The sequence below is a fragment of the Ciceribacter thiooxidans genome (genome assembly GCF_014126615.1).
GTDB classification, from domain to species: Bacteria; Pseudomonadota; Alphaproteobacteria; order Rhizobiales; family Rhizobiaceae; genus Allorhizobium; species Allorhizobium thiooxidans.
Genome location: NZ_CP059896.1, coordinates 2,081,315 through 2,106,786 on the forward strand (window position 1 = coordinate 2,081,315; position 25,472 = coordinate 2,106,786).

26 protein-coding genes are annotated in these 25,472 nt (G+C 63.4%); 17 read left to right on the forward strand and 9 right to left on the reverse strand.

The window, feature by feature from the left end:
• Nucleotides 1-310: 310 nt before the first annotated feature.
• The 3 genes from H4I97_RS10040 (at nt 311) to H4I97_RS10050 (ending at nt 4,793) form a co-directional block, all read left to right on the forward strand.
• Nucleotides 311-1,573: a GGDEF domain-containing protein gene (locus tag H4I97_RS10040; RefSeq protein WP_182304493.1), complete on the forward strand. Its 1,263-nt coding sequence runs from the start codon at nt 311-313 to the stop codon at nt 1,571-1,573.
• 159 nt (nt 1,574-1,732) lie between these two features.
• Entirely contained in the window at nt 1,733-3,490 is a 1,758-nt protein-coding gene (ggt, locus tag H4I97_RS10045) for a gamma-glutamyltransferase (RefSeq protein ID WP_182304494.1), read from the forward strand.
• Between the two features lie 55 nt (nt 3,491-3,545).
• Entirely contained in the window at nt 3,546-4,793 is a 1,248-nt protein-coding gene (locus H4I97_RS10050; RefSeq protein ID WP_182304495.1) for a cytochrome P450, read from the forward strand.
• On the opposite strand, the gene H4I97_RS10055 is transcribed toward H4I97_RS10050, so the two are convergent.
• Nucleotides 4,741-5,790 carry a helix-turn-helix transcriptional regulator gene (locus H4I97_RS10055; protein WP_182304496.1) on the reverse strand — a complete coding sequence of 350 codons (1,050 nt, stop codon included), beginning with the start codon at nt 5,788-5,790 and terminating at the stop codon, nt 4,741-4,743. The two genes, H4I97_RS10050 and H4I97_RS10055, sit on opposite strands and share 53 nt — an antisense overlap.
• A gap of 106 nt (nt 5,791-5,896) precedes the next feature.
• On the opposite strand from H4I97_RS10055, the gene H4I97_RS10060 reads away from it, so the two are divergent.
• Nucleotides 5,897-6,559, forward strand: a complete 663-nt coding sequence (locus H4I97_RS10060; RefSeq protein WP_182304497.1) for a glutathione S-transferase family protein — start codon at nt 5,897-5,899, stop codon at nt 6,557-6,559.
• Nucleotides 6,560-6,599: 40 nt separating this feature from the next.
• Here H4I97_RS10060 and H4I97_RS10065 read toward each other — a convergent pair whose 3' ends face one another.
• Together H4I97_RS10065 and H4I97_RS10070 are read right to left on the reverse strand one after the other, a co-directional pair.
• Nucleotides 6,600-6,944 (reverse strand): cupin domain-containing protein, encoded by a 345-nt coding sequence (locus H4I97_RS10065; RefSeq protein WP_182304498.1) that lies wholly within the window; start codon nt 6,942-6,944, stop codon nt 6,600-6,602.
• Between the two features lie 51 nt (nt 6,945-6,995).
• Nucleotides 6,996-8,279 (reverse strand): O-acetylhomoserine aminocarboxypropyltransferase, encoded by a 1,284-nt coding sequence (locus H4I97_RS10070; protein WP_182304499.1) that lies wholly within the window; start codon nt 8,277-8,279, stop codon nt 6,996-6,998.
• Between the two features lie 164 nt (nt 8,280-8,443).
• Between H4I97_RS10070 and H4I97_RS10075 the strand changes: the two genes are divergently transcribed.
• Nucleotides 8,444-8,872, forward strand: coding sequence for a DUF6455 family protein (locus tag H4I97_RS10075; protein WP_182304500.1), 429 nt, complete (start codon nt 8,444-8,446; stop codon nt 8,870-8,872).
• Here the strand turns inward: H4I97_RS10075 and H4I97_RS10080 are convergent.
• Nucleotides 8,869-9,297: a CoA-binding protein gene (locus H4I97_RS10080; RefSeq protein WP_182304501.1), complete on the reverse strand. Its 429-nt coding sequence runs from the start codon at nt 9,295-9,297 to the stop codon at nt 8,869-8,871. The genes H4I97_RS10075 and H4I97_RS10080 overlap by 4 nt on opposite strands.
• Nucleotides 9,298-9,428: 131 nt before the next feature.
• Between H4I97_RS10080 and H4I97_RS10085 the strand changes: the two genes are divergently transcribed.
• Nucleotides 9,429-9,779 carry a hypothetical protein gene (locus tag H4I97_RS10085; RefSeq protein WP_182304502.1) on the forward strand — a complete coding sequence of 117 codons (351 nt, stop codon included), beginning with the start codon at nt 9,429-9,431 and terminating at the stop codon, nt 9,777-9,779.
• Between the two features lie 116 nt (nt 9,780-9,895).
• On the opposite strand, the gene H4I97_RS10090 is transcribed toward H4I97_RS10085, so the two are convergent.
• Together H4I97_RS10090 and H4I97_RS10095 are read right to left on the reverse strand one after the other, a co-directional pair.
• Entirely contained in the window at nt 9,896-10,327 is a 432-nt protein-coding gene (locus H4I97_RS10090; protein ID WP_182304503.1) for a VOC family protein, read from the reverse strand.
• A gap of 190 nt (nt 10,328-10,517) precedes the next feature.
• A complete protein-coding gene (locus tag H4I97_RS10095) occupies nt 10,518-11,348 on the reverse strand; it encodes an enoyl-CoA hydratase (RefSeq protein ID WP_182304504.1) in 831 nt (276 codons plus the stop codon).
• Nucleotides 11,349-11,452: 104 nt separating this feature from the next.
• On the opposite strand from H4I97_RS10095, the gene H4I97_RS10100 reads away from it, so the two are divergent.
• The 7 genes from H4I97_RS10100 to H4I97_RS10130 all read left to right on the forward strand — a co-directional run bounded on the left by H4I97_RS10100 (nt 11,453) and on the right by H4I97_RS10130 (nt 16,613).
• Nucleotides 11,453-11,929 carry a PaaI family thioesterase gene (locus H4I97_RS10100; protein ID WP_182304505.1) on the forward strand — a complete coding sequence of 159 codons (477 nt, stop codon included), beginning with the start codon at nt 11,453-11,455 and terminating at the stop codon, nt 11,927-11,929.
• A gap of 231 nt (nt 11,930-12,160) precedes the next feature.
• Nucleotides 12,161-12,625, forward strand: coding sequence for a 50S ribosomal protein L13 (gene rplM / locus H4I97_RS10105; protein WP_112687076.1), 465 nt, complete (start codon nt 12,161-12,163; stop codon nt 12,623-12,625).
• A 2-nt stretch (nt 12,626-12,627) separates the two neighbouring features.
• A complete protein-coding gene (rpsI, locus tag H4I97_RS10110) occupies nt 12,628-13,098 on the forward strand; it encodes a 30S ribosomal protein S9 (protein ID WP_182304506.1) in 471 nt (156 codons plus the stop codon).
• 151 nt (nt 13,099-13,249) lie between these two features.
• Nucleotides 13,250-14,203, forward strand: a complete 954-nt coding sequence (gene speB, locus H4I97_RS10115) for an agmatinase (protein ID WP_182304507.1) — start codon at nt 13,250-13,252, stop codon at nt 14,201-14,203.
• Nucleotides 14,204-14,271: 68 nt separating this feature from the next.
• On the forward strand, nt 14,272-15,204 hold the full coding sequence (gene argC, locus H4I97_RS10120) for an N-acetyl-gamma-glutamyl-phosphate reductase (RefSeq protein ID WP_182304508.1): 933 nt from the start codon (nt 14,272-14,274) through the stop codon (nt 15,202-15,204).
• 40 nt (nt 15,205-15,244) lie between these two features.
• Nucleotides 15,245-15,634 carry a VOC family protein gene (locus tag H4I97_RS10125; RefSeq protein ID WP_182304509.1) on the forward strand — a complete coding sequence of 130 codons (390 nt, stop codon included), beginning with the start codon at nt 15,245-15,247 and terminating at the stop codon, nt 15,632-15,634.
• A gap of 151 nt (nt 15,635-15,785) precedes the next feature.
• Nucleotides 15,786-16,613, forward strand: a complete 828-nt coding sequence (locus tag H4I97_RS10130; protein WP_182304510.1) for a DODA-type extradiol aromatic ring-opening family dioxygenase — start codon at nt 15,786-15,788, stop codon at nt 16,611-16,613.
• A 17-nt stretch (nt 16,614-16,630) separates the two neighbouring features.
• Here the strand turns inward: H4I97_RS10130 and H4I97_RS10135 are convergent, their stop codons facing one another.
• The gene (locus H4I97_RS10135; protein ID WP_182304511.1) at nt 16,631-17,734 is read right to left on the reverse strand and encodes a COX15/CtaA family protein; all 1,104 of its coding nucleotides are present in this window, start codon (nt 17,732-17,734) and stop codon (nt 16,631-16,633) included.
• A 140-nt stretch (nt 17,735-17,874) separates the two neighbouring features.
• Between H4I97_RS10135 and H4I97_RS10140 the strand changes: the two genes are divergently transcribed.
• Complete coding sequence (locus H4I97_RS10140; protein ID WP_112687064.1) at nt 17,875-18,084, forward strand: DUF2842 domain-containing protein; 210 nt, start codon at nt 17,875-17,877, stop codon at nt 18,082-18,084.
• Nucleotides 18,085-18,217: 133 nt separating this feature from the next.
• A complete protein-coding gene (locus H4I97_RS10145; protein WP_244658615.1) occupies nt 18,218-19,483 on the forward strand; it encodes a GNAT family N-acetyltransferase in 1,266 nt (421 codons plus the stop codon).
• 21 nt (nt 19,484-19,504) lie between these two features.
• On the opposite strand, the gene H4I97_RS10150 is transcribed toward H4I97_RS10145, so the two are convergent.
• Entirely contained in the window at nt 19,505-21,718 is a 2,214-nt protein-coding gene (locus H4I97_RS10150; protein WP_182304512.1) for an exopolysaccharide transport family protein, read from the reverse strand.
• A 183-nt stretch (nt 21,719-21,901) separates the two neighbouring features.
• On the opposite strand from H4I97_RS10150, the gene H4I97_RS10155 reads away from it, so the two are divergent.
• Nucleotides 21,902-22,477: a polysaccharide biosynthesis/export family protein gene (locus H4I97_RS10155; protein ID WP_182304513.1), complete on the forward strand. Its 576-nt coding sequence runs from the start codon at nt 21,902-21,904 to the stop codon at nt 22,475-22,477.
• A gap of 3 nt (nt 22,478-22,480) precedes the next feature.
• Nucleotides 22,481-23,623 carry a glycosyltransferase family 4 protein gene (locus H4I97_RS10160; RefSeq protein WP_182304514.1) on the forward strand — a complete coding sequence of 381 codons (1,143 nt, stop codon included), beginning with the start codon at nt 22,481-22,483 and terminating at the stop codon, nt 23,621-23,623.
• Nucleotides 23,624-23,635: 12 nt separating this feature from the next.
• On the opposite strand, the gene ftsH is transcribed toward H4I97_RS10160, so the two are convergent.
• A complete protein-coding gene (ftsH, locus tag H4I97_RS10165) occupies nt 23,636-25,459 on the reverse strand; it encodes an ATP-dependent zinc metalloprotease FtsH (protein ID WP_182304515.1) in 1,824 nt (607 codons plus the stop codon).
• Nucleotides 25,460-25,472: the final 13 nt, after the last annotated feature.

Below are 25,472 nucleotides of genomic sequence, written 5' to 3' on the forward strand. Positions count from 1 at the left end.
TCCCGCTGCCTCGCATTCTCCGCGCGCGGCCGGAACAGAGTGCCGCAAACGGCATCTCCGGCCTTGTTCGACCCGATCCGCGCAACGCCGGCGGATGCGAGCCACCACCCTCGCAGTCACGGCCCGAGACGGGGCGTGTCCCGTCCGTCCTGCACAGGAACGGAGACCTATGGTGAACAGCAAGTAAAAATCGCCAAACACATCGAGAAAACCGGATGTAAGGGAAAAACAGGGACCGCCGGTAGCAACTGTTTAACGAGTATTGATTCACCTTGCTCGACGTATCCTTCCATTACCAAGGCTCACGGCTGTGCTCGACGTCAGAACGGGGTTTCTCCTCTGGACCATACAGGCCGCCTCGCTGGGCGCGCTTCTCATCGCCGTATGGCTGCACAGATTGAAGGATAGGCACTTCCTGCTGTTCGGGCTGGGGTTGATCTCCCATGCATCCGGACTGGCGCTGGTCGGTGCGCGCGGGATGATCCCGGATTTTCTTTCCATCCAGATCGCCAATGCCGTCACCCTCAGCGCCTTCGCCTTCTTCGTCGGAGCGCTCAGAAGGTTCGACGGCAAGACCACGCCGCCCTGGGCCGTTCTTCCACCCCTTCTCTGGGTCGCGGGAAACCTCTTTCCGTTCATCCGTGACGATTTCTCCAATCGGGTCATGCTCTACAGCCTCAGCGCGGCACTCGGTTTCGGCCTGATGAGCGTTGTCATCGCGCGCGGCGGCACAAGCTCGCTGCGCTATCGCTATATCCTGAGCGGTGTCTGGGCGATCCACGTGATCAGCAACCTCCTTTTGGCAGCACGGACCTGGCGGCAGGACCCGCAGGCCTTTCAGGACGTCGGCGTCAACGGCTTCGTCGTCATCGTCGGAATTACCGGCTTCATCACCGCGATCGTGATCCTCGCCAAGCTGCTGATCGACCGTTCGGAAGAGCGTCTGAAGGAACTGGTCCGGACAGACCCGCTCACCGGCGTCTACAATCGCCGCGGTCTTCTGGAGGTCTACGAGCGGCTGCGTTCGGTCCCCTTTCGCGAGCGGCCGCTGCTTGCGGTCATCGTCTTCGATCTCGACCACTTCAAGCAGATCAACGACACCCACGGTCATCAGAGCGGCGATGCGGTCCTCGTCGAATTCGCCCGCAGGGCCACCGGCCTGATCCCCGAAGGCGGCGTCTTCGGTCGCAGCGGCGGCGAGGAATTCGCAGCCATCCTGCGCGTGGGGGAACCGCGCCATGCCGCCCTCGTCGGCGAAACGATCCGCCAGTCGCTCGCCGCCTCCCCCGTCGCCGCACCTTCCGCCGAAATAGAAGTGACGACGAGCATCGGCATTGCGACCATGCCGGCCGGCAGCGCCGATCTCGACCGCTTGCTGAGTGGTGCCGACCGTGCGCTCTATGTCGCAAAGGACAGGGGCCGGAACCGATGTGCAGTCTGGACCGGAGACAAGATCCTTTCCGTGCACACCGACACGGCCGACCTCATCGATGACCAAACGGACCGCCAGGTCGCAGCCTTGCGCATGCTCGCGCAGGCGGCATCCGACGAGCACGACGTGCTAGGCTCCTGACCCGCCTGTTCTCGTCGGTGGCGATGGCGCGACAGAAGCCATCTTGAACAAAGATGCTCCCGGCACGCGCAAAAGCCTTGCCGTCGAACGACCGCGACCTACAATCCTCACGTGTGAAGAAACGAACCCGGTCTGGATGATCGGGAGAACGGAGTGGTCATGCGGAAATTCCTTCTCAACAGCGCCTTCGTTTCCCTCCTCGTCCTGCCGGTCGGCGGTCTTGCCCAGCAGGCGTCAGACACTGTCGCGCCGGAACGCGCAACGGGATTTGCTGCTGCCGCCCGCACCGAGGCGAAAAGCTTCATGGTCGCAGCCGCCAATCCTCTCGCAGCGGAGGCCGGGCTGGCCACCCTTGCGAAGGGCGGAAATGCGATCGATGCGATGGTCGCCGTCCAGACCGTGCTCGGCCTCGTGGAGCCGCAGAGCTCCGGCCTCGGCGGCGGCGCCTTCCTCGTCTATTACGATGCCGCGTCGGGCAGACTGACGACCTTCGACGGGCGCGAGACGGCACCCATGGAAGCGACGCCAAAGCTCTTCCTCGATGCCGAGGGGCAGCCGCTGAAATTCATGGATGCCGTGGTCGGCGGACGCTCCGTCGGCACGCCGGGCACCGTGAAACTCCTGTCCGAGGTGCACAAGCGCTACGGCAAGACGGACTGGGCGCAACTGTTTGAACCAGCCGAAAAGCTCGCCACCGACGGCTTTGCCGTTTCACCTCGTCTCGCCTCGCTGGTCGCGGCGGAAGGCGAGCGGCTCAAGAAATACGACGGTGCACGCAGCTACTTCTACGACGCCTCCGGCGCGCCGCTCACGGAAGGCACGATCCTCAAGAACCCGGCCTATGCGGAGACCCTGAAGGCGATCGCGGAGGGCGGTGCCGATGCGTTCTACAGCGGACCGATCGCCGAAGCGATCGTCAAGACCGTGCGCGAGGCCGCCGACAATCCCGGCGTCCTTTCACTTGCAGACTTCGCTAATTACCGAATTGTCGAACGATGGCCGGTCTGCGTGACCTACCGGGCGCTGGACGTCTGCGGCATGGGGCCGCCCTCCTCCGGCGGTGTCGCCGTCGGGCAGATCCTCGGAATGGTCGAGAATTTCGATCTCAAGGCGCTGGGCCCCGACAGCGTCGAGAGCTGGCGCATCATCGGCGATGCGCAGCGCCTCGCCTTCGCCGACCGCGAACGCTATCTCGCCGACACCGATTTCGTCCCCTCGCCGATCAAGGGCCTCGTCGGCAAGGACTATCTCGGCCAGCGCGCATCCCTTCTCGACGGTGACAAGGCGCTCGCCCCCGACGCGGTGAAGGCCGGAGAGCCGGAATGGGATCATGCCCTGCTCTTCGGCCGGGGCCAGGCGATCGAGCTTCCCTCGACCAGCCATTTCGTCATCGTCGACAAGGACGGCAACGTCGTCTCGATGACCACCACGATCGAAAGCGGCTTCGGCTCGCGGCTGATGACCGACGGCTTCCTGCTCAACAACGAGCTTACCGACTTTTCCTTCAAGACCCATGACGGCGGCCTGCCGGTCGCCAATCGCGTCGAGCCGGGCAAGCGTCCGCGCTCTTCGATGTCGCCGACGATCGTGCTCAAGGACGGAAAGCCCCTGCTGGCGATCGGGTCGCCGGGCGGCAGCCAGATCATCGGCTACGTCGCGCAGGCGCTGATCGCCTATGTCGACTGGGGCATGCCGGTGGAAAAAATTGTCGCCCAACCCCACTTCATAAACCGCTTCGGTCCCTACGAAGTCGAGGCCGGGACGTCGGCAGAACAGATGGCGGAGCCGCTGAAGGCGCTCGGATACGAGATCAAGGCGGGCGAGATGACGTCCGGCCTCCACGCGATCGAAATCACCGCCGAAGGGCTTGCCGGCAGCGCCGACCCGAGGCGCGAGGGGGTCGCACTCGGAGAGTAACGGATAGGGCCGCGGCGGCCTTTCGGATCACAGTGGATTGCGCTAGGCATCGGGCATGTCCAGTCTCTCGTCGTTTCTCCGCATCGATCCCGAAACCCGCCGCGTCTTCCTCGACGCCCGCGATCCCGCCTTTTACAGCGATCCGAATCGCACCTATGCAGCGCTACATGCCGCCTGCCCGACCTTCTACTGGGAAGAGCAGCGGCAATGGTTCTGCACCGGCTACGACACGGTGAACGCGCTGCTTCGGGACCGGCGTTTCGGCCGCCAGATCCTTCACATCGCGACCCGCGAGGAGCTCGGAATGCCCGAGCCCCTCGCCCACACCCGCCATTTCGATGCCGCCGAGGCGCATTCGCTGCTCGAACTCGAGCCGCCGGAGCACACGCGGCTCAGGACACTCGTCAACCGCGCCTTCGTCTCCCGCCACATCGAGAAGATGACGCCGGAGATTGAGGCGCTTGCAAACAGCTTGATCGACGGGTTCGAAAAGGACGGCAAGACCGAGCTTCTCACCTCCTTCGCCGACATCATTCCGGTGACGATGATCGCCCGCATGATCGGCATTCCCGAGGAGATGGGGCCGCAGCTCCTGAAGTGGAGCCACGACTATGTCGGCATGTACATGTTCAAGCGCGGCCGCGCCGACGAGGAGGCCGCGGACCGTTCGGCGCGTGAATTCGCCGATTACGTCCGCTCGATGATCGCTGCGCGGCGGGCCGAACCCCGTGACGACCTACTCAGCCACATGATCCACACCGAGCACAAGGGACAGTTCCTCACCGAGGACGAACTCGTCTCGACGACGATCGTGCTGCTTAATGCCGGGCATGAGGCGACGGTACACCAGATCGGCAATTCCGTACGGGTGATCCTCGAAAGCGGCATCGAGCCAGCGACGCTGTTCTGCGATCCGAAGACCACGGAACGGACCGTCGAGGAAACGCTGCGCATCTGTGCGCCCGTTCACATCTTCCAGCGCTATTGCCTCGAACCGGCAGAGGTCGACGGCGTCAGCTTCCAACGCGGTGACAAGGTGAGCCTGATCCTCGCCGCCGCCAATCTCGATCCGGCCAAGTTCACCGATCCGCTGACCTTCAGGCCTGATCGCGACGAGGGCGTGAACCTTTCCTTCGGCGCCGGCATCCATTTCTGCATCGGCGCGCCGCTCGCGCGACTCGAACTCAATCTCGTCTTGCCAATCCTCTTCCGGCGCCTGTCGGGCCTGAAGCTCGCCCGCCAGCCGACGGTCAAGGACGTCTACCACTTCCACGGTCTGGAGCGGCTCGATCTCGAATGGTAGCGCCGGGCGGCGGTGCTCCGCCCGCACCCTGTCTGTAGCGCTCGGCCAGTCTTTCCAGCGCCTCCCGCGTCGCCTCGCGCAGCGTGTCGGGCGCCAGCACCTCGGCTTCCGTGCCGAGCCGCAGGAATTCCGAGATGGCGTGCTGCGCCTGACCACAGGGCAGCGTGACGATCCACCGGTCTTCACCCTGCTCGTCCTTCTCTATCTCTGTCTCCATGCGGGCACGGACATAGGAGGGAGAGATGTGTTCGAGGAGCCGCAGGCCCCATTTGGAGACGCGCAGGGTCGCCGTGTTCGGATGCAGTTCCGCCTCCAGCCTCAGCGTGTTCTCCGTCCAGTAGCCGGCAAGGTCGAAATCCTCCGGGCGTTCGAATCTCTCTTCCGTGACGACGAGGTCGAGGATCCGCGCGATGCGATAGGTTCGCACGTCGCCGTCGACGCGCGCCGCCATGTACCAGGCACCGCCCTTCAGGACGACGCCGAGCGGCGCGGCCTCGCGGTTCTTCTCCGCCTTCCAGCTGCGATAGCGCATGCGGACAAGCTTGCAATTCCAGACCGCATCGGCGATCGCCTGCAGATGCTCCGGACGCTCGCTCTCTCCGAACCAGGTCGGCGCGTCGAGATGGAATCGACCCTGCATGCGGGCAGCACTCTGGCGAAGGTCCTCGGGCAGCGCCGCCGTCAACTTCTTCTGGGCGCCCGCCATCAACGATCCGAGGCCGAGGTCCGCGGCAGCGCCCGGCACGCCGGAGAGGAACATCGCTTCCGCCTCTCCCGGAGAAAGGCCGTTCAGGCGCACGCGGTAGCCGTCGAGCAGGCGATAGCCGCCCTCCGAGCCACGCTCGCTGTAGACGGGAACACCTGAAAGCGACAGCGCATCGATGTCGCGGTAGATCGTGCGGACCGAAACACCGTTCTCCGCAGCAAGCGTCTCGGCAGTCACCAGGCCCTTCGCCTGCAGAGTGGTCAGGATGTTGATCAGCCGTACCGCGCGCATCGCAAAAATCTCCGTTGCAGCGATTATCCTAAACCAACATGACAAAAACTGACAGGTATGGTGCGCCACACTGCCGTCATTGCTTCAAACCATGAAGGAGAAAACGATGACCAAGCGCGAACCGATCACCCTCTTCTATTCGCCGCAGACCCGTGCCACCGGCGCGCGCCTGCTTCTCGAGGAACTGGGCGTTCCCTACGAGATGCACATTCTCAACATGAAGGCCGGCGAGCAGCGCCAACCCGACTATCTTGCCGTCAATCCGATGGGCAAGGTTCCTGCCATCCTGCATGGCGGGACGCTCGTCACGGAACAGGCGGCGGTCTACCTCTACCTCGCCGATCTCTTCGCGGAGAAGGGCCTCGCGCCCGCCATCGACGATCCCGACCGCGGGACCTATCTCCGCTGGATGGTCTTTTACGGCAGCTGCTTCGAGCCGGCCGTGATCGACCGCTACCTGCAGCGCGAACCGGCAAGCCCGAACGAAACGCCGTACAGCAGCTACAACGACATGCTGGACGCGCTGGAGGACGCACTGAAGGCAGGCCCCTATCTCCTCGGAGATCGCATGACCGCCGCCGACCTGCTCTGGGGCGTGGCGCTTCACTGGACCACCGTGTTCGGGCTGGTACCCGATCGTCCCGTCTTCCGCCGCTACATCGACCTGATGACCGCGCGTGACGCCTACCAGCGGGTGACGGAGGAAGATGCGGTGCTCGCGGCCGAACACCAGGCGGAAGCCGAGCGCAGGACCGGCGCTGCGGCCTGACGTCCATCCGGCCCGGCAACGGTCGGGCCGGTCTCTCCGCTCAGAGCCGGATCACGTAATCCTTGCGAGTCGTTTCAACGACTTCCCAGGTTCCCTTGAAGCCCGGCCTCAGAATCATCCGGTCGCCGGCTTTGAGATGGACCGGCTCGCCGCCGTCTTCCGTGACGACCGAATACCCTTCGAGGACGTGGAAATACTCCCACTCGTCATAGAGGATGCGCCACTTGCCCGGTGTCGATTGCCAGACGCCGGCATAGACGCCGCCCTCCGCTTCCTCGAGGTTCCAGGTGAGGAAATGCGGATCGCCCGAAATCAGCCGGTCGGGTGCTGGCGCCCCCTCCTCCGGCTCGACGGCAGAAATGTCGAATGCGATCATATGACTCATGGATCATCACCTGCGCCGCGCCCTGCCGGGCGCGGCATCCCTTGCTACCCGTCAGACCTTGGCGAGCGACTGCTCGAGGTCGGCGATGATGTCGGCCGCATCCTCGATGCCGATCGAGAGCCTCACCACGTCGGGGCCGGCACCGGCGGCGATCTGCTGCGCCTCGGTGAGCTGGGCGTGGGTCGTGGACGCCGGATGGATGACGAGCGAACGGGTGTCACCGATGTTGGCGAGATGGGAGAAGAGCTGCAGCCCTTCGACCAGCGCCTTGCCGGCAGCATAACCGCCTCTCACGCCGAAGGTGAAGACGGCGCCCGCGCCCTTAGGCGAATAGCGCTGCTGGAGCGCATGGTTGGGGTCGCTGTCGAGGCCGGCATAGTTCACCCACGCGACCTTCGGATGCTGCTTCAGCCATGTTGCGACCTTCAGTGCGTTGTCGCAGTGACGTTGCATGCGCAGCGGCAGGGTTTCGATCCCCGTCAGGATCAGGAAGGCATTCATCGGCGCAATCGCCGGCCCGAGATCGCGCAGGCCGAGCACGCGGCAGGCAATCGCGAAGGCGAAATTGCCGAAGGCCTCATGCAGGACCACGCCGCCATATTCCGTGCGCGGCTCCGACAGGGCCTGATAATTGCCGGACTTCGACCAGTCGAACGTGCCGCCGTCGACGATGATGCCGCCCATGGAATTGCCGTGGCCGCCGAGGAATTTCGTCGCCGAGTGGACGACGATGTCGGCACCGTGCTCCAGCGGCCGCAGGAGATACGGCGTCGCCATGGTGTTGTCGACGATCAGCGGCAGGCCGTGCTTACGCGCGACCTCGGCGATAGCGGCGATATCGACGAAGGTGCCGCCCGGATTGGCGAGGCTCTCTATGAAGATCGCCCGCGTGCGGTCGTCGATCTCCGCCTCGAAGCTCTCCGGATCGGCAGGATCGGCCCAGCGGACCTGCCAGCCGAAGCTCTTGAAGGCATGGCCGAACTGGTTGATCGAACCGCCATAGAGTTTTCGCGCCGCGACGAAGTTGTCGCCCGGCTGCATGATGGTGTGGAAGACGAGCATCTGCGCGGCGTGACCGGAGGCGACCGCCAGAGCCGCAGTTCCGCCTTCGAGGGCCGCGACCCTCTCCTCGAGAACCGCCTGGGTGGGGTTCATGATTCGAGTATAAATATTGCCGAACTGCTTCAGCCCGAAGAGTGCTGCCGCATGGTCAGCGTCGTTGAAGACGTAGGCCGTCGTCTGGTAGATGGGGGTGATCCGGGCACCGGTCGCCGGGTCCGGCTGCGCTCCCGCATGCACCGCCAAAGTCGAAAATCCCGGGTTTCTGTCGGGCATTCAAGCCTCCCTTTTCTGGAATCCAGTCAGTCTTAACGGCTGTCGGCGTGAGTTAATCGCGATTTCTTCTTTCCCGCAAGGCGGCACCATCGACGAATGTTGATCGAAATCAATGCAACTCCGCCGCCGCGGCAGATCATCTCATCAAACGATGGAGGTTTGCCATGGGCCAGATTACGAATGACCATTCCCGCGGGCCACTTGCCAGGATCGTCGAATGGATCACGAGAGGCTGGGAAGGCGCGAGCGAAGCGGAAATGATCGCCGCGCTGGATGAAAAGACCATCAGCGACATCGCCCAGGACTGCGGCATCTCGCCCGAACAGCTCGTCGAGCTCGCCAAGGCCGGCCCGCACGCCGCCGACGAGATGCCGGAAATGATGCGGGCGCTGCTCATCGACCCGACCGAGGTCGAGCTTCGCTTCCGCGCCCTCTTCCGCGACATGCAGATCAACTGTTCACGTTGCCATGCCAAGCGCCAGTGCCGCACCGACCTCAAGGACGGGACGGCACCGACGGAATTCGTAGATTACTGCGCCAATTCCGACGACCTCAACGTGCTCAGGGCGATCCCCGAAGTGCGGATGCACTAGAGGCCGAGGCGAGGAATCTCGATTGCCGGGCAACGGTCCATGACGACCTTGATCCCGGCGGCCTCGGCCCTTCCGGCTGCGGCGTCGTCGCGAACGGAGAGCTGTCCCCAGAGCACCTTGGGCAGCGGCTTCATCTGAAGCACCTCGTCGACGACGGCATCGAGATACTCGGCGGCGCGGAAGACATCGATCATGTCGACCGGCTCTCCGATTTCGGCGAGCCGTCCGACAACGGGCTGACCGAGGATTTCCTTGCCCGCCTGCCCCGGGTTGACGGGAATGACCTTGTAGCCCCTGGAGAGCAGAAAGCGCATGACTCCGTAACTCGGCCTTGCCGCGTTTGGAGATGCCCCGACAAGCGCGATGATTCGCGTCTTGGTCAGAATGTCGGAGAGGTAGGCGTCGTCGTACCGGTTATGATTCATGAGCTCACGGGTCCTTTCTTTCCTCTTTTTATTAGCTTGTTCTTATTTTCTAAACTATAATGACAACATTCGGGCACTGCTATTCGAGACTACGCATGAGGAACATCGAAACGCCTGAAAGGAAGACGAAGATGAGACCGCTGTTTCTTGCCATTCCACTCGTCGCCCTGGCCACCTCGGCCTTCGCGCTGCCCAAATATACCTCCACCAAAATGACCTGTGCTCAGGTACAGGAGACCGTTCGCGCCCGCGGAACCGTCATTCTCACCTATCCGTCGCCGCGCCTGCGGGGACACATGCTCTACAACACCTATGTCTCCAGCCGGCAGTTCTGCAAGCCGAACGAAATCACCAAACGGGTAAGCGTGCCGAGCCGTGACCTCCGGTACTGTCCAGTCCTGACCTGCACGCAGGATCGACGCGAGCCCCAGCGGCAGGAACAGAGAGACCAGCAGCCAACCGACCCCGGCGGCATCTTCTGAACGTTCTCCCGCGAGATCGGCCAGCTCACGCCGAATGAGCTCTTGTGATGCCCGTTCGCGAAGAGCGGGCGTCACATGCGGGTGCGGCCCCCGAGGCGGACCCGGGGACCGCCCCGTCAATCGGGCAAGACAAGGTGCCCCTCTTCGTCGAGAGGAAAGAAGGGATTGTGCGCAACTTCCCAGAGGTGACCGTCCGGATCGGCGAAATAGCCTGAATAACCGCCCCAGAAGACTTCTCGGGGTGATTTCACCAGGCTTGCGCCACAGGACACCGCGAAGTCGATGACGCGGTCGACCTCTGCCGGGCTTTCGACATTCTGTGCCAACGTCACCCCGGAAAAACCACCGGTGCCGGGAGCCACGCCCGCATCCGCGGCCAGCGCCTCCCGAGAGAAAAGCGCCAACACGATTCCCTTGAGCTTCATGAAGGTGATGGCCTCCTGCGACGCCGCCGAATGCCTCCAGCCAAGCTTCTCGTAGAAGGCGGTGCTGCGCTGCAGATCCTCGACGCCGAGGGTAATGATCGAAATGCGCCGCTCCAATGCCATGACACGATCCCTTCCATACAATGCGACGTATGCTTCGTTCTTTCTATGTATTCTTTTTGTTCACTGCCATATTAGGTGAAACTTATTCGTAAGCGCCTAAAATTCAACAGGTTTTGACGGTCGTCAATTTTTCCCGCGATCAGGTGGGTCGCGAGACATCGCCGACGCGGGAAAGAGGCACGCGACGCCGCTATTCGCCCTTCCATTCGGGGTGACGCTTGTCGAGGAAAGCCCCGATCCCCTCCTCCGCATCGCGGACGAGCATGTTTTCCACCATTACCCGAGCGGCATAGTCGTAGGCCTCTTCGAGCGGCATCTCGATCTGGCGGTAGAAGGCCTCCTTGCCGATCTTCAGCGTCAGCGGCGACTTCGAGGCGATGACGGCGGCGTATTTCGCGACCACCTGGCCCAGGTACTCCTTCGGCACGATGCGGTTGACGAGACCGAAATCCTTGGCAGTCGAGGCATCGATCGTCTCGCCCGTCAGCAGCATTTCCATCGCCTGCTTGCGGTGCGCGGCGCGGCTGACTGCGACCATCGGCGTCGAGCAGAAGAGGCCGATATTGACGCCCGGCGTGCAGAACCGCGACGTGTCCGTGCAGACGGCAAGATCGCAGGAGGCGACGAGCTGGCAGCCCGCCGCGGTCGCCAGCCCGTCGATCTCGGCGATGATCGGTTTCGGCAGGTAGGTGATCTTCAGCATCAGGGCGGCACACAGGCGCATGGTTCTGTCGAAGAAATCACGTCCGCGATCGGGATCGCTGCGATGTGCCGTCATCTCCTTCAGGTCATGGCCGGCGGAGAAGAGCTTGCCGGCCGCAGCGATCACCACGACGCGCACCGCCTTCTCGGCGGCAGCCTTGTCGAGTTCCGCCATCATCGCCTCCATAAGGGCGATCGACAGAACGTTCGCCGGCGGATTGCTGAGGGTCAGACGCAGGATGCCGTCGGCGAAATCGACGAGAACCGGCCCCCGCCGTTCCTCTCCGCCTTCTCTCTTCAGTGGCACAACTTCGGACATGACCTCTCCCTTCGTCGTGTTTGCATCGTCGCCGAAGCCTGCCATAAAAACGCACCGGCGCACCAGAGCCTCCTTGACCGTAACCGAACCGGACGGAACCCGCCATGCAGCCCGTCATGACCATCGAGGAAATCTCCGCTTTCCTGGAGACGGATTTCCCGCAGATCCACACCGACGGGCGAGTCTTCACCGTCACCGCAGTCGCACCCGGCAGCGCCTCGATGCGGTTCGATCCGACCGACCGACACCTGCGTCCGGGTGGAACCGTCTCCGGCCCGTCGATGTTCGCGCTCGCGGACGTCGCCGCCTATGTGGCGATCCTCGCCCATATCGGACCGGTGGCCCTCGCCGTTACGACCAGCCTCAACATCAATTTCCTGCGACTGCCGAAGCCGGAGCCGATCACCTGCGATTGCCGTATCCTGAAGCTCGGCAAGCGGCTCGCCGTGGTCGACGCCGTTCTCCACCAGGGCGACCAGGAAACGTTGATCGCGCAGGCGACGGCCACCTATTCGATCCCACCCCGGCAGGCCCCGGGGCCACATTCGGCAGGCATTCGTCCGCAAAACGACGTCAAATAATGCGGTATTATTTTACCACATAGATAACCAATTGATTTTAGAGGATAAATTCTTCAGCCCCCGAAAGCCGTCGTCTTGACCGCTTCCGGCCACCACAGTATAAGCCTGCCCAGTCTGCGGCCCTTTCGGGCTGCATTCTTTTTCGTGGCCTTCGGGCTCACGAAACCAAGCAACAAGAAACGCCCCTGACGCGTCTCGCGTAGAGGGGTCCAAAACGGAAAGTGAAGAAAGATGTCTACTTTCGTTCAGAAGCCTGCAGAGGTGGAGAAGAAGTGGATCCTCATCGATGCCGAAGGCCTCGTTGTCGGTCGTCTCGCCACCCTCATCGCCATGCGCCTGCGTGGCAAGCACAAGGCCACCTACACGCCCCACGTTGACGACGGCGACAATGTCATCGTCATCAATGCCGACAAGGTCGTCTTCACCGGCAAGAAGTACTCCGACAAGAAGTACTACTGGCACACCGGTTACCCGGGCGGCATCAAGGAACGCACCGCTCGCGCCATCCTCGAAGGCCGTTTCCCGGAACGCGTCCTCGAAAAGGCCGTCGAACGCATGATCCCGCGTGGCCCGCTCGGCCGTCGCCAGATGAAGAACCTGCGCGTCTACGCCGGCTCCAACCATCCCCATGAAGCGCAGCAGCCGGTCGCTCTCGACGTGGCCAAGCTGAACAGCAAGAACGTAAGGAGCGCCTGATAATGGCTGATCTCTCTTCCCTGAAGGACCTCGGCACGACCCAGGAAGCATCCGCTGCTCCGGTTCACGTCCGCAAGGTCGACTCGCTCGGCCGCTCCTATGCGACCGGCAAGCGCAAGAACGCAATCGCCCGCGTATGGGTCAAGCCGGGCACCGGCAAGATCACCGTCAACGGCCGTGAATTCGGCGCCTATTTCGCCCGTCCGGTCCTGCAGATGATCCTGCAGCAGCCGATCGTCGCCGCTGCCCGCACCGGTCAGTTCGACGTCGTCGCCACGGTTACCGGCGGCGGTCTCTCCGGCCAGGCCGGTGCCGTTCGTCACGGCATCTCCAAGGCGCTCACCTACTTCGAGCCGGGCCTGCGCTCGGTCCTGAAGAAGGGCGGCTTCCTGACCCGCGACAGCCGCGTCGTCGAACGCAAGAAGTACGGCAAGGCGAAGGCCCGTCGTTCGTTCCAGTTCTCCAAGCGTTAATCGCGGAAAACCGGAAACGGAAATCAAGGCGGGGCTTCGGCTCCGCCTTTTTCGTTTGTGCGAGTTTCGTTCGCCGCAAGAAACCTCTGGCGTTCGCTCCTCCCGCCCCTAATATCCGCAGCAATACGGCAACGACCTCCCGAGAGACACCATGGTCAGCAAATCCATCGACAACGCCTTCACGGCCAGGGCCGTTCGCGGCGCGGCCACCGACCCGACCTATGCCGGCGCCCTTTCCTTCATGCGGCGTAAGTACAGCAAGTCGCTCAAGGACGTCGACGCCGTGGTGCTCGGCATTCCTTTCGATGCCGCCGTCTCCAACCGTCCCGGCGCCCGCTTCGGACCGCAGGCAATCCGCCGTGCCTCCGCCATTTTCGACAACGATCCGCAATATCCCTTCTCGCGCGATCTCTTCGAGCAGATGGCCGTGATCGACTACGGCGATGTGCTTCTCGACTATGGCAATCACCAGAAGACCCCTGCCCTGATCGAGAAGGAAGCGGCGAAGATCATCGCCTCCGGTGCCTATCTGCTCGGGCTAGGCGGTGACCATTTCGTCACCTGGCCGCTTCTGAAGGCGCATGCGGCGAAGCACGGGCCGCTGGCGCTCGTCCATTTCGACGCGCATCAAGACACCTGGGACGACGACGGCAAGCGGATCGACCACGGCTCCTTCGTCTGCCGGGCCGTGCGCGAAGGCGTGATCGATCCGACCCGTTCGATCCAGATCGGTATCCGCACCCACGCACCGGAAGATTTCGGCATCCGCATCGTCCACGGCTGGGAAGTCGAGGACATGGGCGCCCAGGCGATCGCCGACACCGTCCTCTCCCATGTCGGAGACCGTCCCTGCTATCTGACCTTCGACATCGATTGCCTCGATCCGGCCTATGCGCCCGGAACGGGCACGCCGGTCGCGGGCGGGCCGTCGTCGGCGAAGATACTCTCGGTGCTGCGCAAGCTCGGTCCCCTCGATATCCGCGGCTCCGATATCGTCGAGGTAGCGCCGGCCTATGACCACGCCGACATCACCGCAATTGCTGGCGCGACGGTCGCGATGTATATGCTCGGGCTGCGCGCGGAAAAGCTTGCGACACGCGCCTGACACATTGATTCAACACACTCACAAACAGAGTCCACATTCTCATCCAAAGCTCTGACAGGACAGGAAAAATGGCAGCGAAGATCTTCATCGATGGCGAACACGGCACCACGGGTCTGCAGATCCGCACGCGCTTGGCTGATCGTCGCGACATCGAGCTGCTGTCGATCCCGGAATCGGAACGGCGCAATGAAAAGATGCGGGAAGACCTGCTGAACGGCGCCGACATCGCAATCCTGTGCCTGCCGGACGACGCCTCGAAGCAGGCCTATGAAATGACGGCTGCGAACAACAACGTGCGGCTGCTCGACGCCTCGACCGCCTTCCGGGTCCATCCGGACTGGGCCTACGGCTTTGCCGAGATGGACAAGGCGCAGAAGGAGAAGATCCGCTCCGCCCGCTATGTCTCCAATCCCGGCTGCTATCCGACCGGCGCCATCGGCCTCATCCGGCCGCTGCGCGCTGCGGGTATCCTGCCGGACGGTTACCCGGTTACGGTCAACGCGGTCTCGGGTTATACAGGCGGCGGCAAGCAGATGATCGCCCAGATGGAAGACCAGAGCCGGCCGGACGCGATTTCGGCCAACAACTTCCTCTATGGCCTCACGCTGAAGCACAAGCACGTACCGGAGATGACGGTCCACGGCCTTCTCGACCGCGCACCGCTCTTCTCGCCTTCCGTCGGCCGCTTTGCCCAAGGCATGATCGTCCAGGTACCGCTCTTCCTCGACGGCCTGAAGGAAGAGACGACGATCGAAGCGATCCACGCCGCCCTCGTCGCGCATTATGCCGGCCAGGACATCGTCAGCGTCGTTTCCCTCGAGGAGAGTGCGGCACTTGCCCGCGTCGACGCCGAGGAACTGGTGGGGCAAGATACGATGAAGCTCTTCGTATTCGGCACGCCCGGTGGAGCCCATGTCAACCTCGTCGCCCTCCTCGACAATCTCGGCAAGGGTGCCTCGGGGGCGGCGGTGCAGAACATGGACCTGATGCTCTCGGCCTGACGAAACCGGCGGGCATCGCAACGACGAAAAGGAGTTCACGATGCTCGACCATATCGGACTTTCCGTTTCGGACTATGCCAGCTCGAAAGCCTTCTACGACGCCGTCATGCCATCGATCGGCGCCTCCTGCGTGATGGCGGTGACGGCCGAGGAAACCGGCGGCACTTACGAGGGTGCCGGCTATGGCTCCGCCGGTGAGCCGTCCTTCTGGATCGGCACAGGCGGACGCAGCACGGGCCAGGTCCACATCGCCTTCACCGCCCCGGACCGTGCGGCCGTCGATGCCTTCTACCGGGCAGCGATGGCGGCCGGTGCGCGGGACAATGGCGGGCCGGGACTACGGCCACACTACCACCCGGACTATTACGCCGCCTTCGTGCTCGATCCGGACGGGCATAATATCGAGGCGGTCTGCCATAAGCCGGTGTAACCGGCCGAAGCGCTCACGCGGCATCGTTCACAGCATATTCCGGCACGACGCGCTTGCGTTCGAAAACGTCGAACAATTCGTCGCCGGAACGACGGATCGTCGCCACGACCGCCGATCGCTATATCTCATCCAGCAACAGATGAGGCGCGACATGAGCAGCGAACGTTTTCCAGTCTATTTCATACCCCACGGCGGCGGTCCCTGGCCGTTCATGGATTTCCCGGCCGGTCCCGACGGCAAGAAGCCCTGGGGCGACCTTGATGCCTTCCTCAAAGGGCTCGATGCAGAGATCGGCCGTCGCCCGAAGGCCATTCTCGTGATCTCCGGCCACTGGGAAGGAGAGCCCGTTCCGACCGTCTCCACCGCGGCCCGGCCCGGTATGCTCTACGACTACTCCGGTTTTCCGGAGGAAACCTACCACCTGAGCTACCCGGCCCCCGGTTCGCCCGAGGTGGCGCGCCGCGCAAAGGCGCTTCTCGAGAAGGCGGGCATTCCGGCCGCAGAGGACGCGACCCGCGGTTACGACCACGGTGTCTTCGTACCGCTGATGGTCGCCTATCCCGATGCGGACGTGCCGATTGTTATGATTTCGCTGAAGAACACGCTGGACGTCGAGAGCCATGTGGCGATCGGCAAGGCGCTGGAGCCGCTGCGTGACGAAGGCGTCCTGATCCTCGCCTCCGGCATGAGCTATCACAACATGCGGATGTTCTTCCGCGATGCGCCGGAGCATCGGCAACAGGCGGTCCGCTTCGACGACTGGCTTTCCGAGACGGTTGACATCGCCGATCCGGGTGAACGCACGGCACGGCTGGCGACCTGGGATCGCAACCCGGATGCGCTCGCTTGCCACGTGCCCGACCACGATCACCTCGTTCCGCTCTTCGTCGCGGTGGGCGCGGCCGGAGCGGATGCAGGCCGCCACGTATTCCGTGGCGAATTCCGCGGCAAGCCCTATTCCGGTTACCGCTTCGGCTGAGGCATCGGCGGCGATCGTCAGTCGCGGACGGCGATCGCCACCTCCGGCGGATAAGCGCCGACAAAGCCCCGCCAGTGCGCGACCGCGAAGCCGAGCACGATCAGCGCGCCTGCCTGATGGGCGAGCGCGACATGGAGCTGCACCTGCGTGAGCAGCGTAGTGATGCCGAGCGCCGCCTGAACCGTGATCAACAGGAAGAGCACGACCGAGCGCCTTGCATGCGTCGTTTCCGGTGCCGCCCGCAGCGATGCGATCATGTGCGTCAGCGCGGCGGCGAAGAGCACGTACGCACCCAGGCGGTGGACGAACTGGACGGTCTTCGGGTTCTCGAAGAGATTGATCCAGGCGGGCTGCTGGATGAAGAGGTCGCCCGGGATGATCGCGCCGTCCATCAGGGGCCAGGTGTTGTAGGTAAGGCCGGCATCGAGCCCCGCGACCAGCGCGCCCAGATAGATCTGAAAGAATGCGAGGATCGCGATTGCCGCCGCCCAGGTGCGGGAGCTCTCCGTCGGCGGCTCGTCGTTCGAATGCGGTGCAAGCCCCCGCATGATCCACATGCAGGACGAAAAGATCAGGCAGGCCATCACGAGATGGGTCGCCAGCCGGTACTGGCTGACATCGACACGTTCAGCAAGGCCGGAAGAGACCATCCACCAGCCGATGAAGCCCTGCAAGCCGCCGAGCGCCAGAATGCCGAGGAGCGGCCCCTTGAGCCGCCGCTCGATACGGCCGGTCACCCAGAAGAAGAACAGCGGAACGGCAAAGATCACGCCGATGCCGCGGGCGATCAGCCGATGCGCCCATTCCCACCAGAAGATCCGCTTGAACTCGTCGACCGTCATATCCTTGTTGATCTGGGAGTATTCGGGGATCCGCTGGTAAAGGCGGAATTCCTCCTCCCACTGCTCGGCATTGAGCGGCGGGATGACGCCGTGGATCGGCTTCCATTCCGTGATCGAAAGGCCCGAGTCGGTGAGCCGCGTCGCTCCGCCGACGAGCACAAGACAGAAGAGCGCAAGGAGCACGAAGGCGAGCCACAGCCGGATCGCCCGCCGGTTCCTCTCTCCCCGCTCGATCGTTTCGATCACACTTGCTTCAACAGGATTGGTCGTGCTTGCCATGTCGCTTCCTCTTATCGGCTGTTGATTTGCCCGAGTTCCCCGTGCAAAACAAGCCCCGGATGGGTGAGACCGCCGCCGCTCCGGCATTCGTGATCTGCGGATCGCGGGGCGGACGCATCCGCAACAGAGGACAAGTGACGATGCCTGCGAAATTGCGTTCATTCATCGGGACGATTCTGATCATCTGCCTCGTCATCCTCTATGCTCTGGTCGCGACCACGATCGCCTCCGCCCTGCTCGCCACCTCGCCGTGGTGGGTTCACTTCCTTTATTTCCTGCTCTCGGGCCTTCTCTGGGTGCTTCCGGCCATGCTCATCATCAAGTGGATGGCGGGTCCCGTCCGGAAATAGCCCGTCCCACCACGTCAAGTTACCACTTGCTAACCGCGTTGCGCGGAAGTTGCGTTCAGGGCGCTGCGTTTAAGTGTTTGTACGGCTGCGAAGGATTAGCATTCGGCACGAATTTCCGCGCCGGAGAAAACCCTTGCAAACCTCGATCCTTGACAACCGCAGCCTGGTTGCCGAACCTCTTTCGCCGGGGAAGCCGAAGGCTGCGGGGGCCGGCAGGACAATGGTGATCGGCGTCGCCGAGGATCTTAAAATCGAAGTCTTCGACCGCATGGAGCCGCTCGAAACCGAATGGCGGCGCCTGCAACGCGATTCGTTCACCTCCCTGCACCAGGGCTATGACTGGTGCGACGCCTGGGTACGAAGCCACGGCCATCCGCTCGCCATCCTGCGCGGCACGATCGCCGGCGAGACCTGCTTCATACTGCCGCTCGAAATCGTCACCGTGCGCTCCGTCCGCATCGCGCGTTACATCGCCAGTCCGTTCAACAACATCAACAACGGTCTCTTCACGCCCACCTTCCGCGCGCGCTGCAGTGCGCAGGTCGCCCGATCGGTAGCTCAGGCAATCGTTCGGGCGCTGGGCGGGCACGCCGATCTCGTCTCGTTGCAGAACATGCCCCTCGACTGGCGTGGCGAGCGCCATCCCTTCGCGGCGCTGCCATCCGTCGAGAACCAGAACCATGCCTTCCAGCTGACGCTCGCCGCGGACATGGAAGCGACAATCCGCCAGTTGAATGCCAAACGCCGTCGCAAGGTATATCGCAGCCAGTGCCGGAAAATCGAGGCACACGGCGGATTCGAGCATGTCGTCGCGGAGACCGACACGGAAAAGGCGGCAATGATCGACCTCTTCTTCCGCCAGAAGGCCGTCCGTTTCGACGCGCACGGGCTTCCGAACGTCTTCCGGCCCTGCGAGATCCAGGCGTTCTTCCGCAGCCTGCTGCAGGTCGCGCCGGAGGACTGCGATACCCCGCTGCAGCTGCACGCGATCCGCCTCAACGGCGAGAACGACGGAAAGATTGCGGCGATCGCGGGCCTTTCGCGCAAGAATGACCACGTGATCTGCCAGTTCGGCTCGATCGACGAACACCTCGTCCCCGACACGAGCCCCGGCGAACTGCTCTTCTTCCTGATGATAGAGAAGGTGATCGGCGAAGGTGCCGCGATCTTCGATTTCGGTGTCGGTGACCAAGGCTACAAGCGCCGCTGGTGCACCATCGAGACAGTGCAGCACGACGTTCTGCTGCCCGTCTCCGCCAAGGGCCGGATTGCTGCCGCAGGGCTGCAACTGGTGACGAGGACGAAGGCTGCCATCAAGCGTCACCCGACACTCTACGCCTTCATCCAGCGTCTGCGCGCTCGTGCTGCAAAGGAGCCGACCGGCGAGAGCGAGGGTTGATACCGCAATTGCCGGACGAAATCAGGCGGCGCTGCGCTCGCGATTGCGCTGGTTCTCAAGGCCACCCGCCGTCATCAGGACCAGATCGGTGTAACCGACCTTTTCGAACTCGTCCATGATGACCGCGAGGTCCTTCATGTCCGGCCGGGGTGCCGAAAGGATGATCTCGTAGGGGTGGTTGCGGCTCATTCGCGCCACGCCTTCCGCATTGGCCGGGCCGCATTCGACGATGACGAGATCATAGGCCTCGGCCAGCGCATCGGTGATCATCGACAGGCGGTCGGCGCCGCGCATAGCGCGACGGATATCGGAGGTGCCCTTCGGCACGATATGGGCGGAGGAGAGCCGGTCGGGATGGATCGTGTCGCCGAAGGCGGCCGTGCCCGAGAGGAGGTCCGTGATCCCCGGCAGGTCCTTGCGCGAGGCCATCAACGTGGTCGGACATCCGGACCCGGTCATGTCGATCAGTACGACCTGACGGCCGTTCTCGGCGATTTCGCGGGCCAGCATGACGGTCGCGGTCGATCCGTCGTCGCCGGTCGGGGAAATGGCAAGCGCGGTGCGAACGCCGCTCGCCACCAGATAGCTTGCAACGGACTCGATCGAGAATTCGTCCTTGTCTTCAGCAACAGCTGCCGGAGCTGCAGTCACGGGAGCCGGAGGCAGGTCGAGCGCTTCTTCCATTTCGGCAGTCAGCGCCTTGTCCGGTGCGACCGACAGCAGGTTGGCGGGCAGGTCACGGCGCGCGCGCGCCGTCCGCGGCTCCTCATACGCATCAAGCTCGCGCTCCGGCGGCCGTTCGCGGTCGCGGTTTCCATCTGGGCCGCCGCCATTGGCGGGCTTGAAGGCCCGACCGCTGAAGAGCTCCGTCAGCATGACGGCAACGACGCAAAGCACCAGGACGGCGAGTGCCGCGACGATGGTGATCGGGATCACCTTCGGGAAATCGGGTTCGATCGGTTCGCTCGCCTTGGAGATCACTCGGGCATCTGCCGGGCTCGCGGCGCTTTCCATACGGGTGGTCGCCTCGCGATAGCGGGCGAGATAAGTTTCGAGAAGCTGCCGCTGTGCCGCCGCCTCGCGTTCTAGCTCGTGGAGACCGACCTGGTTCGAGTCGGCCTGGGCATAATCGGCCTTCAGCATGTTGAGCTTGGCGACGAGTTGCTTTTCACGCAGTCGGGCGACGCCCGCGTCGTTCTCGAGGCTCGCCGCGACGTTCGCCGCCTCCGCGGCAATCTGCTGGCGGATGCCGGCGACCTGCGCCCGCAGGGCCTTGATCCGCGGATGGCCGTCGAGCAGCGTGATCGAGAGCTCGGAAATCTGCGCGCGGATGCCGGCTTCGCTTTCCTTCAGCCGCTGGATCGTCGCATTGCTGGCGACGGCATCGATCATGTCGGCGGAACGGCCGGCGGCGAGTGCGGCGCGCACGTTCTCGGCCTTAGCCTCCGCGTCCGCCATTTCGCTGCGCACCCGGGCGAGTTCGGCCGAGATGTCGTTCAGCTGCTGGCCGGAAAACGTATCTTTTTCGGTGGTCTGTACGATATCGTGGGCGGCGCGATAGTCCGCGACCTTCTGCTCCGCCTCCTTCACCTTCTCGCGAAGGTTGGCGATCTCTGGTTCGAGCCAGCGGGCGGCTTGCGAATTCGAGTCGAGCTTGGCGCCGCGCTGCAGGGAAAGATAGACCTGGACCATCGCGTTCGGGATTGCCGCCGAAAGCTCCGGATCCTTGGAGGTGAAGGCGACGGCGATCACGCGCGAGCGCTCGACCTGATAGACGGAGAGCTTTTCGAGGAAGGTGTCGACGACACGATCCTCCGGTGCGCGCTCCAGCGGGTTCTTCTTCAGACCGACGAGGATCAGGAATTCGTCGACCGCCGAGGGGCTGGCGACCGGATCGAATTCCTTCCGCTCATAGAGCTTCAGGTCGCGGGCGACCTGCTTGATGAGATCGACCGAGCGCAGCACCTGCACCTGGCTTGCAATGTTCAGTTCGTCGAGAAGCGGCTGCAGGTCGGCGCTGTTTGTGCCCTGCCCCATGAAATTCGGCTCTCGCGCCTCGATGAGGATGCGCGTTTCGCCCTTGTAACGTGGAGAGATGGCATTCGCCCCGACGAATGCCACACCCGCGGCAAGCGCCGTCGCGGCAAGGATCCGCCCCTTCCGCTGCCAGACGGCACGGAACAACTGGGCAAGATCGATATCCTCGTCCTGACGACTGCTGCCTACGCTCGACATACTGCACTCCCGGTCCGGATTTCGGCCAAACGTAAACGACTATGGTAACGCAAGAGTTAATCCGACCGGCCTGCGTGTGCGTCTGTGCTCCATTCTGCCGAGACTTCTTTACCGGCCATTAACCCTAACCGAAGGATAACAGGACAAGTTTGGAAGCACCGACTCGGGAGCGCAAACAGCGCAATGGAACTGGCTGTCATAAAGCGGATCATGTCTATCGTCTTCGCCGTGGCGTTGGCGGCACTTGCCGGCTGCACCAGCTATCAGCCGGCGCCGAAAGCCTTTCACGAGTCGACGATCGCGCCCTATCGCCTCGGCAGCGGCGACCGCCTGCGAATTACGGTCTTCGAACAGGATAACCTCACCAATACCTATACGGTCGACCAGGCCGGCTATATCGCCTTCCCGCTCGTCGGACAGGTCGCCGCCCGCGGCTCGACCCTCTCCCAGCTCGAGGGCACGATCGCCCAGAAACTTCGCCAGGGCTATCTGCGCGATCCCGACGTCAGCATCGAGATTGATCGCTATCGGTCCATCTTCATCATGGGCGAAGTCGGTCAGCCGGGCCAATACTCCTACGTGCCCGGCATGACGGTTCAGAACGCCGTCGCCGTCGCTGGAGGCTTCACGGCCAGAGCGAACCAGAGAGATGTCGACATCACGCGCAACGTCAATGGCGAGATCATGACCGGCAGCGTGCCGATCACCGATCCGATCCTCGCGGGTGACACCGTCTATGTGCGAGAACGGCTTTTCTGATCCATGCCTGAAGGACCACCGCTCCGCATCGTCCACTGCTTCCGATCACCCGTGGGCGGCATCTTCCGCCACGTGCGCGACCTCGCCGAGCAACACAGCCGCGCCGGCCACCAGGTCGGTATCGTCTGCGACAGCCTGACGGGCAGCGAGCATGAGGAGAGGCTCTTCGAACAGATACGGCCGTTCCTCTCGCTCGGCCTCACGCGCATACCCATTCACCGTTCCGTCGGCCTCAGCGATCTCGCAGCCGTCAAAAAAAGCTACAACCAGATAAAGAGCTTGCAGCCTGACATCCTGCATGGCCACGGCGCCAAAGGTGGCGCCCTGGTCCGCATTGTCGGCTCAGCCCTGCGGGTTCGAAGGTATCGCGTCGCCCGCTTCTATACGCCCCACGGCGGGAGCCTGCATTACGAGCAGGCGACGTTCGCCGGACGGGGTATTTTCGCACTCGAACGGCTGCTCGAGCGCTTTGGCGATGCACTGATCTTCGTCTGCGATTTCGAGCATCAGACCTACGAAAACAAGGTCGGCAAGCCGCGATGTGACTGGCGGACGATCCACAACGGAATCAGCGACACCGATTTCGAGGCGATTCCTACCCGCTCCGACAGCGTCGACTACATTTATGTCGGCATGTTGCGCGACCTGAAGGGCCCGGACGTCTTCATCGATGCCTTCGCCCGCACGGAGCGGCTGGTCGGCCGGCCGCTGTCGGCGCTGGTCATCGGCGACGGCCCGGACCGCGACAAATACGAGACCACGTTGATACAGAAGGGGCTCGGACGTCGCGTCGGCCTGCTCCCGGCAATGCCGATCAAGGACGCCTTCGCGACCTCGGACATGGTCGTCGTTCCTTCGCGGGCCGAATCCATGCCTTACATCGTGCTCGAAACGCTGGCCGCCGGAAAGACGCTGATCGCCTCGCGCGTCGGCGGCATCCCGGAGGTCCTCGGCCCCGACAGTGAAGCGCTGGCAGAGCGGGGCGATGCCGCCGACCTCGCCCGCGTGATGGCGCAGGCGCTTACGACCCCCGGATGGGCGAAGTCCGTGATGCCAGACCCCGTGGCGTTCAAGGCGAAATTCTCCGCGTCCGTCATGGCCGAGAAGATGCTCGGCTTCTACCGCGAGCGGCTCGCCGCGATCTGAACGGCATTCGCCTCAGTCCCCGGCTTTCGCCGGAACGACCCGCTTGACGAGCGGCGGATAATCGTCGGGCGTCAGGGTTTCCTTCTCGAGCAGCAGCTTCGCGCCTTCCCTGAGCCGGTCGATCCTGACGTTCAGGATGCGCTTCGCCTGGGCATAGGCCTCCTCGATCATCGTGCGGATGGCAAGATCCACTTCCCGCGCCGTCGCTTCCGAATAATCCTTGGGGCGCATGCGCATCTGGCTGTCGTCCAGCCACTGCATGCGCTGTGGTTCGAGGACGGCCTGCCCGACGGACTCGTCCATTCCGAAACGGGTGACGATCTCGCGGGCGATGTCGGTCACCTTGGCGAGGTCGTCGGCAGCCCCCGTCGAAATCTCGCCGAAGATCAGGTCCTCCGCCGCGCGACCGGCAAGCAGCGCCACCATGCGCTCTTTCAGTTCGCCGGCGGTGATCAGGAAGCGATCCTCCGTCGGCCGCTGCAGGGTGTAACCGAGAGCGCCGATCGAGCGGGGAATGATCGACACCTTCTGCACCGGATCGGCGCGCGTGAGCGACGCCGCGACCAGCGCATGGCCCATTTCGTGGTAGGCGACGCGCTCGCGCTCCTCCGGGTTGAGGATGCGGCTCCGGCGCTCCGAACCGGCGATGATCCGCTCGACGGCCGCCACGAAATCTTCCATGGCGACCTTCGTGGCGCCGCGGCGTGTGGCGACGATCGCCGCCTCGTTGATGAGGTTGGCGAGATCGGCTCCGGTGAAGCCGGGCGTCAGGCCGGCGATATCGTCGACGCTGACGTCCTTGTCGATCAGGACGCCTTTCATGTGGACCTTGAGGATCGCCTCGCGACCCTTGCGGTCCGGCCGGTCAATGACCACCTGGCGGTCGAAACGGCCCGCCCGCATCAGCGCCGGGTCGAGGACTTCGGGCCGGTTCGTCGCCGCAAGCAGGACGATGCCGACGCGGGGATCGAAACCGTCGAGCTCCGCGAGCAGCTGGTTCAGCGTCTGCTCCTTCTCGTCGTTGCCGCCGAAACCACCGAAGGAATTCCTCGCCCGCCCCAGCGCATCGAGTTCATCGATGAAGATGATGCACGGGGCGGCGGCGCGAGCCTGTTCGAAGAGGTCGCGCACGCGCGCCGCACCGACGCCGACGAACATCTCGACGAATTCCGAGCCGGAGATGGAGAAGAAGGGAACACCGGCCTCGCCCGCCACCGCGCGCGCCATCAGCGTCTTGCCGGTGCCGGGTGGCCCGACCAGAAGAATACCCTTTGGAATGCGCGCCCCGAGGCGGCCGTAGAGGTCCTTGTCCTTCAGAAAGGAGACAATCTCCTGAAGCTCGGCCTCGGCTTCGTCGATGCCTGCGACGTCGTCGAAGGTGACGCCCGTCTTGCGCTCCAGATAGATCTTTGCCCGCGACTTGCCGATGTTGATGAGGCCGCCCATGCCCTGCCGTTCGGCGATGCCGCGGAAGAAGAAAGACCAGAGCGTGAAGAAGAGGATGACCGGCAGGACCCAGGAGAGAAGGGTCGTCAGCCAGTTGCTGTCGGTCGCCCCCGAAACCTTGACGCCTTCCTTCTCGAAAATTGCGGCGAGTGCCGGATCGACGCGATTGGCGATGAAGTACTTCTTGCCGTTCTGCGGCTCCTTGAACTCGCCTTCGATCCTCGTCTCCGTGAGCGTGACCGAGGCGATCCGGCCATCCTGGGCCATCTTCATCATTTCGCTGTAGGAGACCTGCGCATAGTCGCGGTAGCCGAGCCAGGCCTGGAATGCCAGCAGGAGCGTGAAGACAAACAGGAAATAGCCGATGTTGAATGCGTGCTTCTTGTCCATGAGCCTCGCTCTC

Coding starts and splice junctions, on each gene's coding strand:
- H4I97_RS10090 (WP_182304503.1), bottom strand. CDS start 10,327: ATGGCATTGGAGCGGCGCATTTCGATCATTACCCTCGGCGTCGAGGAT.
- speB (WP_182304507.1), top strand. CDS start 13,250: ATGGTCAGCAAATCCATCGACAACGCCTTCACGGCCAGGGCCGTTCGC.
- H4I97_RS10065 (WP_182304498.1), bottom strand. CDS start 6,944: ATGAGTCATATGATCGCATTCGACATTTCTGCCGTCGAGCCGGAGGAG.
- H4I97_RS10050 (WP_182304495.1), top strand. CDS start 3,546: ATGTCCAGTCTCTCGTCGTTTCTCCGCATCGATCCCGAAACCCGCCGC.
- H4I97_RS10080 (WP_182304501.1), bottom strand. CDS start 9,297: ATGAATCATAACCGGTACGACGACGCCTACCTCTCCGACATTCTGACC.
- ggt (WP_182304494.1), top strand. CDS start 1,733: ATGCGGAAATTCCTTCTCAACAGCGCCTTCGTTTCCCTCCTCGTCCTG.
- argC (WP_182304508.1), top strand. CDS start 14,272: ATGGCAGCGAAGATCTTCATCGATGGCGAACACGGCACCACGGGTCTG.
- ftsH (WP_182304515.1), bottom strand. CDS start 25,459: ATGGACAAGAAGCACGCATTCAACATCGGCTATTTCCTGTTTGTCTTC.
- H4I97_RS10055 (WP_182304496.1), bottom strand. CDS start 5,790: ATGCGCGCGGTACGGCTGATCAACATCCTGACCACTCTGCAGGCGAAG.
- H4I97_RS10160 (WP_182304514.1), top strand. CDS start 22,481: ATGCCTGAAGGACCACCGCTCCGCATCGTCCACTGCTTCCGATCACCC.
- H4I97_RS10085 (WP_182304502.1), top strand. CDS start 9,429: ATGAGACCGCTGTTTCTTGCCATTCCACTCGTCGCCCTGGCCACCTCG.
- H4I97_RS10140 (WP_112687064.1), top strand. CDS start 17,875: ATGCCTGCGAAATTGCGTTCATTCATCGGGACGATTCTGATCATCTGC.
- H4I97_RS10075 (WP_182304500.1), top strand. CDS start 8,444: ATGGGCCAGATTACGAATGACCATTCCCGCGGGCCACTTGCCAGGATC.
- rplM (WP_112687076.1), top strand. CDS start 12,161: ATGTCTACTTTCGTTCAGAAGCCTGCAGAGGTGGAGAAGAAGTGGATC.
- H4I97_RS10135 (WP_182304511.1), bottom strand. CDS start 17,734: ATGGCAAGCACGACCAATCCTGTTGAAGCAAGTGTGATCGAAACGATC.
- H4I97_RS10155 (WP_182304513.1), top strand. CDS start 21,902: ATGGAACTGGCTGTCATAAAGCGGATCATGTCTATCGTCTTCGCCGTG.
- H4I97_RS10070 (WP_182304499.1), bottom strand. CDS start 8,279: ATGCCCGACAGAAACCCGGGATTTTCGACTTTGGCGGTGCATGCGGGA.
- H4I97_RS10130 (WP_182304510.1), top strand. CDS start 15,786: ATGAGCAGCGAACGTTTTCCAGTCTATTTCATACCCCACGGCGGCGGT.
- H4I97_RS10125 (WP_182304509.1), top strand. CDS start 15,245: ATGCTCGACCATATCGGACTTTCCGTTTCGGACTATGCCAGCTCGAAA.
- H4I97_RS10100 (WP_182304505.1), top strand. CDS start 11,453: ATGCAGCCCGTCATGACCATCGAGGAAATCTCCGCTTTCCTGGAGACG.
- rpsI (WP_182304506.1), top strand. CDS start 12,628: ATGGCTGATCTCTCTTCCCTGAAGGACCTCGGCACGACCCAGGAAGCA.
- H4I97_RS10150 (WP_182304512.1), bottom strand. CDS start 21,718: ATGTCGAGCGTAGGCAGCAGTCGTCAGGACGAGGATATCGATCTTGCC.
- H4I97_RS10095 (WP_182304504.1), bottom strand. CDS start 11,348: ATGTCCGAAGTTGTGCCACTGAAGAGAGAAGGCGGAGAGGAACGGCGG.
- H4I97_RS10060 (WP_182304497.1), top strand. CDS start 5,897: ATGACCAAGCGCGAACCGATCACCCTCTTCTATTCGCCGCAGACCCGT.